A 7,691-nucleotide genomic window follows, 5' to 3' on the forward strand; every position below is an offset into this window, starting at 1 on the left:
CGGCGGCATTTTCCCGGACTGAATAAAATGATGAAGTTATTCCGGGACAATTCCTTAGGGCCAACTATTTTTATAGTTACAGGTCATAGTTACAGGTCATAGTTACAGGTCGCGGCAAAATTTCTTCCTGGTGTTTATGTGACCAGACTTGCCAAATCACTCCTCCAGGTACATAACTATGCAGTTTGATCAGTCACAGTAGCCCTCAATGACCAAATCCATAAATCAAAAAAACGCCAATACTGAAGACTTCCTGTCTATTTTTCTTCAGGACATTCCGTTGATGGATGTTCGTGCCCCGGTGGAATTTGCCAAAGGCAGCTTCCCGACCGCTACCAGCGTTCCTGTAATGGATGACCGACAGCGCGAGCTGATTGGTACCTGCTACCAAAAAGAAGGACCTGAGGCGGCTGTAGCGCTGGGCTACAGGCTGGCTACTGACGATGTTCGTGCACAACGTCTGGCAGACTGGCAATCCTTTATCCGAAAACACCCTGAAGGGTACTTGTTCTGCTTTCGTGGTGGGCAGCGCTCTCATATTACCCAGCAGTGGCTGAAGGAGTCTGGCTATCCTTACCCGCTGATCAAGGGTGGCTATAAAGCGCTGAGACGCTTTCTGATTGATGAGCTGGAGCGCTCCGTTGAAGAGATTCCTTTCATTGTCCTCAGTGGCAAAACCGGTACGGGCAAAACCCGGCTTATACAACAACTGCCTTACAGCATTAATCTGGAAGGGCTTGCCAACCACAGGGGGTCCACCTTTGGCCGTCGGCACGGTGGACAGCCCAGCCAGATCGATTTCGAAAATCGCCTGTCTATCGCACTGCTGAAGCAGCGCCACCAGCACCCCACAACCCCCGTGCTGCTGGAAGATGAGAGTAAACTGATTGGCCGTTGCAGCCTGCCACAGGCGGTGCGGGACAAAATGCGGCAAGCCCCGGTAATTTTGCTCGAGGAGACCCTGCAAGAGCGGGTCAACATTGGCCTTAAGGCGTATGTAACCGACAATCTTGCTGAATTTATTGCCGCTTACGGTGAGCAACAGGGTTTTGAGCAATTTGCCGAGGGGCTCTCGGCCAGCCTTTACCGTATCCGCCGCCGACTCGGTGGAGCACGCTTTGTGCAATTAACCAGTATTTTGGAACACGCCATTGCGCAACATAAAAATGGCGGGATAATAGAAGACTACCGCCCTCTGATCGGTGATCTGCTCAGCAATTATTACGATCCCATGTATGACTATCAGCTGGCGCAAAAAGAAGGTGACATTATCTTTCGGGGAGATCGTGAGGCTATCGGGCATTACTACAAAACATTGGTGAGATGCGTATGAATACAGTCCACCACCATCTGTCAGGAACCAAAAACAGTGATTAAATCCGCGCACTACACCCTGCCATTACCAGCCATTGGGTACTGGCTGGCATCCCGGAACTGATCTGCCCCCCTTGCCTTTCACCATTCAGATACCTCACAGATTAATGAAAAACTGGTCGCCATTTTGCGGAACTGACCCAATGCAGAGATTCTCAGCAGCAAGAACCAGATCATTATTTATTCAGATTTATTTTATGGAAGGTACAAAGTCATCTTGTACGGTATTCAAAACTGCGACACATTTTGGCGACTTCAACCGTATTTATTCTTCCGTATTCTCTTGTCTGGTCCCCCTTTGCTAGAATATGCCAATTTGAGCAACGGCAAAGGGCGATAGATGTTCGCATTGAAAACGTGCAGCATGAGTCTGCTGTCTGTAGAAAGATACTATGATAACTCTTTTTGGAATGCCTGTAAAGTGCTAGTATATACAAATTGTTTTCCTCTGGAGATTAGGTCGAATGCCTCGCAAAGTTTACAGCTATATGCGGTTCAGTACGCCTGAACAATCAAAAGGTCATAGCTTACAGCGGCAGACTGATTATGCAATGCAATATGCTCAAAATAACAACATCACTCTAGATCAGTCGCTGACTATGCGCGATGAAGGGTTATCTGCTTATCATCAGAATCACATTAACAAAGGCGCACTTGGTGTATTTTACCGAGCTATTGAGGACGGAATTGTTGAGCCAGGTTCTGTCCTAATTGTTGAGAATCTTGACCGACTTAGTCGGGCAAATCCACGCAAAGCACTCCCACACTTTCTGAACATCATTAATGCTGGCATTACCGTCATAATTGCCAAGGATGGAAAGTCATACTCCCAAGAGTCTATTGACCAGAACCCATATCAACTTTTCGAGAGCTTGATTGATATGGTTAGGGCTAATAAAGAGTCGGAACACAAAAGCGAAAGGGTAAAGTCGTCAATTATCGCTCAAATTAACCATTGGATTGAGCACGGACATGGGAAGATCATAAGAAATGGCCGAGATCCTTATTGGGTCACACCAAAACCAGACAAAACAGGGTTTGACTTAATTGAAGATAAATCGGCAATAGTTTGCGAAATCATTTCTCTCAGCAAGAAAGGATGGGGCGTCTATAAAATGCAAGAATACCTCGAATCCAGATACGCACCATTTGGGGGTGAACGATGGTACACGTCATATTTAACAAATATGCTGAAAAATCGTGCTCTGATTGGTGAGCGATCATTTTTGGTAAATGATGAAAAGTATGTCATCAAAAACTATTATCCGGCACTGATTGCAAATGATGACTTTTTGGCCCTGCAAAATGAAATCAAAAACAGGGCTTCTACCAAATCACAACAACAAATTCCTGGAATAGTTACAGGTGCAAACTTAGGATTTTGTGGTCACTGTGGATGTCCATTAAATGCTCAAAACCATAAACCAAGAACGTATAAAAACAAACAATATCAGCTAACCAGCGGGCTTCGTCGTATCCGATGCTCTTCTAGAAAATCCGGAACAAAATGTTATGCAAGAAGTTCCAGAAGCATTTCTGTGATGGCGGTTCTTATTGAACGCGCCCTTCTCGAATACTGCGCCGACCAGATGGAACTGTCGGCGATCCTCAACGACGACACCGACAAAAGCCTGGCGATCAAGGCACAGATGGGTGAACTGCAGCGTCAGGCCAGTGAAGCCGAAACCGTCATCAATAACGGCAATGAGCAAATCACCCGTCTGCTGATAGCCGGTCAGGACGTGTCGCCCATTACCAATGTCATCAGCCAGCACCAGGCAAAGCTCGATGATTTGCAGGCCAGAATCGCCCGGTTGAATGACGACCTGCGGTTTCAAAAGGTTTACAAAAGCGCCGACCTGATTGCCCAGTGGGAACAGGTGAAAAAACAGGTGCATGATATGGACGAAGATACGCGGCTGCTGGTCCGGCAGATAGTAAAAAAGACCTTTAAGCGTATGGATATTTACTTTCACAGTTTTGGTGAAAGCAAGGCTGGCAAAAAGCTCAAACTGGCCATACCGGACAACCTGATTGTTATGAAACTGACCTTCATAAACGACAAAACCCGGATTTTGGCAATAGACCGTAAATCCGGGCACTGGGTGAAAAAGGGTGATTTATCCGTTAGTGAAGCAGAATGTCATCAAGACCCGGCGGCCGATTTGTCATCTGACCACGTAGCTCCTGCCTAAAATTTTCTGCTACTTCTACAGTAATTTTTTGAATCACCGCCCGCTGCACCTCAACCGGCAGCGGGTTATCCTGCAATGCACCATCGTCAAAGACCATAAATTGCAGGTTTTGGTAGTCAATCTGTGCAGTAATCATCACTTACCCTCACTGTTGTCTTTCACTTGCTGTTGCAGCATGTCGATCAATGCCAGCAACTGGTTTTCAGGCCAGTCACGGGTTAATGCCAGCACGCTGGCAATCTCTGGCTTGATGGTTTCTGGTTTGTTCATGTTGGCCCTCTTGGGTGGCTTGCGGATCTGGCGGACTTTCTTTTTGACCGCCTGTTTGTCGTCGTAATCAATGGCGGCCTGTTCCTTGTCGGGCAATTTGCGTTGTAATTGCTGATCTTGTCTGCACTGAGATTGCACCCAAAGGTTCTGGGTTTGCCATGGTCAATGGTGTGAAAAGCTTTTTTGTCCTCAATGCCGGAAACAACCAGGGTTTCAACGGCTTTACCACTCCTGGCAATAGCCGTCAGGCGATGTTGTCCATCAATCAAATGTCCCTCATCGTCAAAAATGATGGGCTGGCCATTAAAGATCCACCGGTCATTTTTGATGTCCCTGCTGATTCGTCTTACCAGCTCTTTGCTGATTTTCCGATTGCGACCGTTGCGCTCTTCCAGAATGTTTTCAGCCATTTCTGGCGTCATTAACAGTCTGGTACTCTGATCTGAATGGGTTACACTGTTCATAGAAATACCTTTAGTGGACTTACAGCCGACCAGCACAGTCGGCTTTATTTTTACTGCTCATTCATTAACGCATTGCGGCGTTGTTTGTAAGCACCCTTCACCTTGTCCAGAAAATCCGGATGCACCTTGCCGGCGATGTCTTCGCCAAACTCCTTCAGCTCTTTCAGGTCGGTAATGTTGGCAATCACCTCCAGAAACAGCTGGCAGTCCTTTTCATCCTGTTCAGTGGCTGATGGTTCAATGGACTGGTGATTGTCCTGCATGGAGTGACGCACCCGCTGCTTCATGGCCTCACCCTGATCAGCCACAGGCGCTGCGTTTATCACCTCTACTGGTGTGTTTTCCTGTTGGTCTTCTATGTACTGGTCGACCGTCGACCGTCCGCTTGGTGGCTCACTCTCCGTCCGGGCGGTCACTGACTCGCCGTGCAAAATGCCTTTCAGTGTTTTGATGGGCGTCACGTTTTTTTCTGTGGGTGGGATTTTATCCGGAGAAATCAGCTCATTGTCAGCGGCCATGGCTGAAGCCAAGTAAGTGGATTTTGGGCTGTACTTAAGCGCATTCTTGATAACGGTTTTTTTCCACCACTCGACAAAGTGGGCACCTTTGCCAGGCATGTACTGGTCGGCATTACGACCACCCTGGCCGATGGCCAGAATCCGGTCCCTGGCCAGCACTGTTACAATTTTTTCATTGTCTTTGGTGGTCACCACGGCATAAGCGCCGATCGGTTTGCCACGTTCACCAAACCAATCCGGTTGATGCAATGGATGCTCGTCAATACCTGGCCGGTAGATAAATTCATCCTTGTCGTACACCACCTCGGAGACAATGTTGCTGATTTCGCTAGAATTGCGCGCCAGCTTCACCAGTCCTTGCACCATGGGCATATACGTCACTTTATCGGTATTACTTTTGCTTTCATGGAAAACGGTCAACACTGCTTCTCTGCCATCCAGCAATAAGCCATCACCCGCCGCTTTCAGGCAGGCATTGAACAGGCTCTGCCGATCTGCGGCCAGCAGTCTTGCTGACTGGGCGTGCGTCTGCAGCAGGTTGGAAACCGTGCGCATAAACCGTCTGAGTTCCAGTCCCGGTGGCAGGACCGATTCCAGTGCATGACTCTGGCCGACAAGATCATGCTCAAACTGCTGAATCATCAGGTCATTGCTTGCCATAACGATTTCTCCAGCGGTCGTTGATCTCCCGCATTAATGAATTCCAGTTGCATTTGTTGTTTTTTTTGTCATATATGCCCCGCAACAGGGTTTCCATGTGCATCAACCTTGAATCAATGGCGTCCAGAGAACGCCCAATGTACAACAGGGCAAACAACTGGCAGTGAACCCGGTCCTGGTCACTGAACGGCTTGTGTTCCAGCACTTCGTGTATCCACCGTTCCGCCATGTCTTCAATGGCGCAGTGTTGAGTGTTTGGCATCATTCAATCTCCGCGGCGTACTGCTGGTAATACCACTTTGGCAGGGTCAGTTCGGTTTCCCCGGTGGCATAACCCGGCCAGCTGTCGTTTGTTTGGCATTCGGCCAGGCTGTTCATGATCGTGTTCCAGCGCCGAAAAGCGGCTTCTATTCCCTGGTTGTCCAGCAAATACACCTGAGTGACATACGGCGCTTCATTTTCCACGGCGATAAAGGCAAACACTTCTATCTCAATACCGGCACTGGTCAGGGTGCTGATGTAATGGGCCTGCTGGAGCTCATAGCCGAATTTCAGAAAATCCTGGCCAAACTGCCGGGGTCCGGAACAGGCGCAGGTTTTCAAATCAATGCAGATTTCCTTGCGCAGCCAGTCCGGTCGGCATTTGAGCAACAGGCCGGTCTCTTCATGCTGGCCCCAGACGGACACTTCTGCCTCTCCTTCACCCAGCAGCCAGCGCGCCTGTGGGGTATTCAGCACACTGTCAGCCATGCAACGGGCCTGCTCCATCAGGTCGGGTTTGACGGTTTTTTGTTTGGCTTGTTGGCGCTTTTCCTTCATAACTGACCAGACCGGGGCGTCGGGATCGTGCTGCAAAATCCGTTCAGTCAATTCAGATTTGCTGCCTGCCTGGTTCAGGTTATGGTGTTTTAGCCAGGCTTTCAGGTGGGGCACGGTCACCAGGTCCTGTTCCCCGGGTGTCGGCTGGGCCAGGTAACGCCGGTCAAATTCGTCGGGCTCCAGCACCAGGCAGTGGACCATGGAACCCAGCACCATGGCGGTGGATTCGGCGCGAATCACCGGTTCACCCAAAAACCGGTGGTGATAATGGGCCGGGCATTCATTGGCAAACACCTTCACCTCACTGGCGCTGATGCCCGGTGCTTTTCGGTAGAAGTGTTCAGGGTGGTGATAGATGAGGGTGCCGGGTTGATAGTCGGCATCGGCGTATTGAAACATAGCTAAACCTCATGGAATGAAGTCTGGTAAAAACTAGCTTCGCTTTTAATTAATCGCAAAATATAAAACGCAAAAAACGTAAAATATTCTAAACAGCCTTTTATATATATACGCTATTACGTGTTTAACATACCCGGGGGTGCGAATTAATTCAAAATCGCTGCACGCCTAGTGTCACAAGGCTTTACGCCTGCAAATTAAATGCGATTTAATTCAGAATTAAATCGAACTAAATCATTATCATTAGCTCAGGTTATTTAAAAAATAATTAATAGACGGTGATACCATAACGGGCTTGCGCCAGAATCTGGTGCTTTTTGGGGTCCATTGCCGTGGAAAAACGACGGTCACCCGACATTAATTGAAAACCCTGCATGGTTTTGGATAATTCGCAGACCGTCACATTGGAAAAAGGAGTGGTCGGTAACGGATCTGAGTTCTTTTTCCCTTCCTGCATAAATTTCGACAATTCCGATAAATCTTGCGTACCGAAATGCCCCGAATCCCGGTAGTCAATCCAGCCGATCAGGAAAAACAATCGGTTGTGACAGTGTATGACCTTGTAATCCACTTTATTGTCAAAAACGATATAGCTGTTCATGAAAAAATACGGCTCCATATCATTCACATCCACGCGCCAGGCAAAGAACCGGTTGCGGATTGGAAACGGCGAATGAATCAGCTCTTCACAGTCATTGATCGACAACTTGCCATCAATCCAGGATTGCACCTGGCCGGCCTTTAACACCGGTACCTGGGTATCCGGCACGGACTGTTTTTCGTCACCGTTTAATAAATACTGCCAGGTGGTGCCCAGCACCTGGGCAACCTTCTCCATGGTGGCCGGTTTCGGAACATGGCTGCCTTTGAGCGCATTACCAAACGTGCTGCTGGCAATACCGGCTTCCTTGCACAGTTCGTTAATGGTCCCGTATTTTGATCCACTCAACAGTTGATAAAACCGGTCTTGCCACGTCATAACACCTCCTCAC

General features: G+C 48.4%; 8 protein-coding genes. 2 read left to right on the top strand and 6 right to left on the bottom strand.

Going from position 1 to position 7,691, the window contains the following annotated elements:
• Window positions 1-208: 208 nt before the first annotated feature.
• Both mnmH and KDK14_RS07710 read left to right on the top strand, forming a co-directional pair.
• Complete coding sequence (gene mnmH / locus KDK14_RS07705; RefSeq protein WP_257264499.1) at window positions 209-1,333, top strand: tRNA 2-selenouridine(34) synthase MnmH; 1,125 nt, start codon at window positions 209-211, stop codon at window positions 1,331-1,333.
• 505 nt (window positions 1,334-1,838) lie between these two features.
• Complete coding sequence (locus tag KDK14_RS07710; RefSeq protein ID WP_257264500.1) at window positions 1,839-3,569, top strand: recombinase family protein; 1,731 nt, start codon at window positions 1,839-1,841, stop codon at window positions 3,567-3,569.
• A gap of 135 nt (window positions 3,570-3,704) precedes the next feature.
• Here the strand turns inward: KDK14_RS07710 and KDK14_RS07715 are convergent, their stop codons facing one another.
• The 6 genes from KDK14_RS07715 to KDK14_RS07740 all read right to left on the bottom strand — a co-directional run bounded on the left by KDK14_RS07715 (window position 3,705) and on the right by KDK14_RS07740 (window position 7,678).
• Entirely contained in the window at window positions 3,705-3,839 is a 135-nt protein-coding gene (locus KDK14_RS07715; protein WP_257264501.1) for a hypothetical protein, read from the bottom strand.
• Window positions 3,836-4,303, bottom strand: a complete 468-nt coding sequence (locus tag KDK14_RS07720; protein WP_257264502.1) for a ParB/RepB/Spo0J family partition protein — start codon at window positions 4,301-4,303, stop codon at window positions 3,836-3,838. The genes KDK14_RS07715 and KDK14_RS07720 overlap by 4 nt, the downstream gene beginning before the upstream one ends.
• A 50-nt stretch (window positions 4,304-4,353) precedes the next feature.
• On the bottom strand, window positions 4,354-5,481 hold the full coding sequence (locus tag KDK14_RS07725; RefSeq protein WP_257264503.1) for a RecT family recombinase: 1,128 nt from the start codon (window positions 5,479-5,481) through the stop codon (window positions 4,354-4,356).
• Window positions 5,468-5,746, bottom strand: coding sequence for a hypothetical protein (locus KDK14_RS07730; protein ID WP_257264504.1), 279 nt, complete (start codon window positions 5,744-5,746; stop codon window positions 5,468-5,470). The genes KDK14_RS07725 and KDK14_RS07730 overlap by 14 nt, the downstream gene beginning before the upstream one ends.
• Entirely contained in the window at window positions 5,743-6,699 is a 957-nt protein-coding gene (locus tag KDK14_RS07735) for a PD-(D/E)XK nuclease-like domain-containing protein (RefSeq protein ID WP_257264505.1), read from the bottom strand. The genes KDK14_RS07730 and KDK14_RS07735 overlap by 4 nt, the downstream gene beginning before the upstream one ends.
• Before the next feature lie 268 nt (window positions 6,700-6,967).
• On the bottom strand, window positions 6,968-7,678 hold the full coding sequence (locus KDK14_RS07740) for a helix-turn-helix domain-containing protein (protein WP_257264506.1): 711 nt from the start codon (window positions 7,676-7,678) through the stop codon (window positions 6,968-6,970).
• Window positions 7,679-7,691: the final 13 nt, after the last annotated feature.

This window comes from Endozoicomonas sp. ONNA2, from assembly GCF_024606365.1.
Lineage (GTDB): Bacteria > Pseudomonadota > Gammaproteobacteria > Pseudomonadales > Endozoicomonadaceae > Endozoicomonas.

Excerpts from the sequence above, each read along its gene's own strand:
- mnmH (WP_257264499.1), top strand. The coding sequence starts at position 209 with ATGACCAAATCCATAAATCAAAAAAACGCCAATACTGAAGACTTCCTG.
- KDK14_RS07710 (WP_257264500.1), top strand. The coding sequence starts at position 1,839 with ATGCCTCGCAAAGTTTACAGCTATATGCGGTTCAGTACGCCTGAACAA.
- KDK14_RS07715 (WP_257264501.1), bottom strand. The coding sequence starts at position 3,839 with ATGAACAAACCAGAAACCATCAAGCCAGAGATTGCCAGCGTGCTGGCA.
- KDK14_RS07720 (WP_257264502.1), bottom strand. The coding sequence starts at position 4,303 with ATGAACAGTGTAACCCATTCAGATCAGAGTACCAGACTGTTAATGACG.
- KDK14_RS07725 (WP_257264503.1), bottom strand. The coding sequence starts at position 5,481 with ATGGCAAGCAATGACCTGATGATTCAGCAGTTTGAGCATGATCTTGTC.
- KDK14_RS07730 (WP_257264504.1), bottom strand. The coding sequence starts at position 5,746 with ATGATGCCAAACACTCAACACTGCGCCATTGAAGACATGGCGGAACGG.
- KDK14_RS07735 (WP_257264505.1), bottom strand. The coding sequence starts at position 6,699 with ATGTTTCAATACGCCGATGCCGACTATCAACCCGGCACCCTCATCTAT.
- KDK14_RS07740 (WP_257264506.1), bottom strand. The coding sequence starts at position 7,678 with ATGACGTGGCAAGACCGGTTTTATCAACTGTTGAGTGGATCAAAATAC.